1 protein-coding gene is annotated in these 1,554 nt (G+C 69.7%); it reads left to right on the top strand.

From position 1 onward, the window contains the following. Positions 1-268 precede the first annotated feature (268 nt). Entirely contained in the window at positions 269-1,486 is a 1,218-nt protein-coding gene (locus ACFYOP_RS33730; protein ID WP_356899683.1) for an IS110 family transposase, read from the top strand. Positions 1,487-1,554: the final 68 nt, after the last annotated feature.

Raw genomic sequence — 1,554 nt, 5'->3', positions numbered from 1 at the left:
CCCCCGTTATGTTTTTCGCGGTCCTGCAACGGGACCGCTGGCCTCCGGGCCCGGCATGACTGTGTCCCCCTGTCGAAGGCATGACCTGGGGGGTGGTGTCACCGGGCCCGGGAGGTGTCCGTCGGAGACGCTGATGAGAGGTCCGGCCACCGTCCGGTCCGGCGCAACGCCGGGCAGTTTGCGGGCGGCAGGTCTGCATAACGTGGATGCGCGAGTACGACACCCGAGCCGAGGCCGGCACCGTCAACACCCTTTGGGAAGGGGCGCGATGTTCGAGATCGAAGACGTGGGCGTGTTCCTGGGCCTGGACGTCGGCAAGAGTGCCCACCACGGCCACGGACTCACCCCGGCCGGGAAGACGGTCTTCGACAAGCCGCTGCCCAACAGCGAACCCAAGCTGCGGGCCGTCTTCGACAAGCTCACGGCCAAGTTCGGCACCGTCCTGGTGATCGTCGACCAGCCCGCCTCGATCGGCGCCCTGCCGCTGACCGTCGCCCGCGACGCCGGCTGCCAAGTGGCCTACCTGCCCGGACTGGCCATGCGCCGGATCGCCGACCTCTACCCCGGCGAGGCCAAGACCGACGCGAAGGACGCCGCCGTGATCGCGGACGCGGCCCGCACCATGCCGCACACCCTGCGGTCCCTGGAGCTGACCGACGAGATCACCGCCGAACTCACGGTCCTCGTCGGCTTCGACCAGGACCTCGCCGCCGAAGCCACCCGCACGTCCAACCGGATACGCGGCCTGCTCACCCAGTTCCACCCCAGCCTGGAACGCGTCCTGGGCCCCCGCCTCGACCACCAGGCCGTCACCTGGCTGCTGGAACGCCACGGCTCCCCGGCCGCCCTGCGCAAAGCCGGTCGCCGCAGACTCGTGGAACTGATCCGCCCGAAAGCCCCCCGCATGGCCGCCCGGCTGATCGACGACGTCTTCGACGCCCTCGACGAACAGACCGTCGTCGTCCCCGGCACCGGCACCCTCGACATCGTCATCCCCTCCCTGGCCGCGTCCCTGGCCGCCATCCACACCCAGCGCCGGGCGATGGAAGCCCAGATCAACAGCCTGCTGGAGGCCCACCCTCTTGCGGAGGTCCTGACGTCGATGCCCGGCGTCGGCGTCAGGACCGCCGCCGTCCTGCTGGTCACCGTCGGCGACGGCACCAGCTTCCCCACCGCCGCCCACCTCGCCTCCTACGCCGGCCTCGCACCCACGACGAAGCAGTCCGGGACCTCCATCCACGGCGAACACGCACCCCGAGGCGGAAACCGCCAGCTCAAACGGGCGATGTTCCTGTCCGCCTTCGCCTGCATGAACGCCGACCCCGCCTCCCGCACCTACTACGACAAGCAACGGGCCCGCGGCAAAACCCACACCCAAGCCCTCCTCCGCCTCGCCCGCCAACGCATCAGCGTCCTGTTCGCCATGCTCCGCGACGGCACCTTCTACGAATCCCGAACGCCCGCGGACGTCGAACTCGCCGCATAGCACCAGCAACCCCGAACCACCCCAAACCCGACAGAGATGCCTTGACGAAAGACATAGAGGCACCCCCC

The sequence above is a fragment of the Streptomyces sp. NPDC006294 genome (genome assembly GCF_042870895.1).
Taxonomy (GTDB): Bacteria; Actinomycetota; Actinomycetes; order Streptomycetales; family Streptomycetaceae; genus Streptomyces.
Note: the sequence above shows the minus strand (reverse complement) of the source record. Positions and strands in the feature narration are given on the sequence as shown.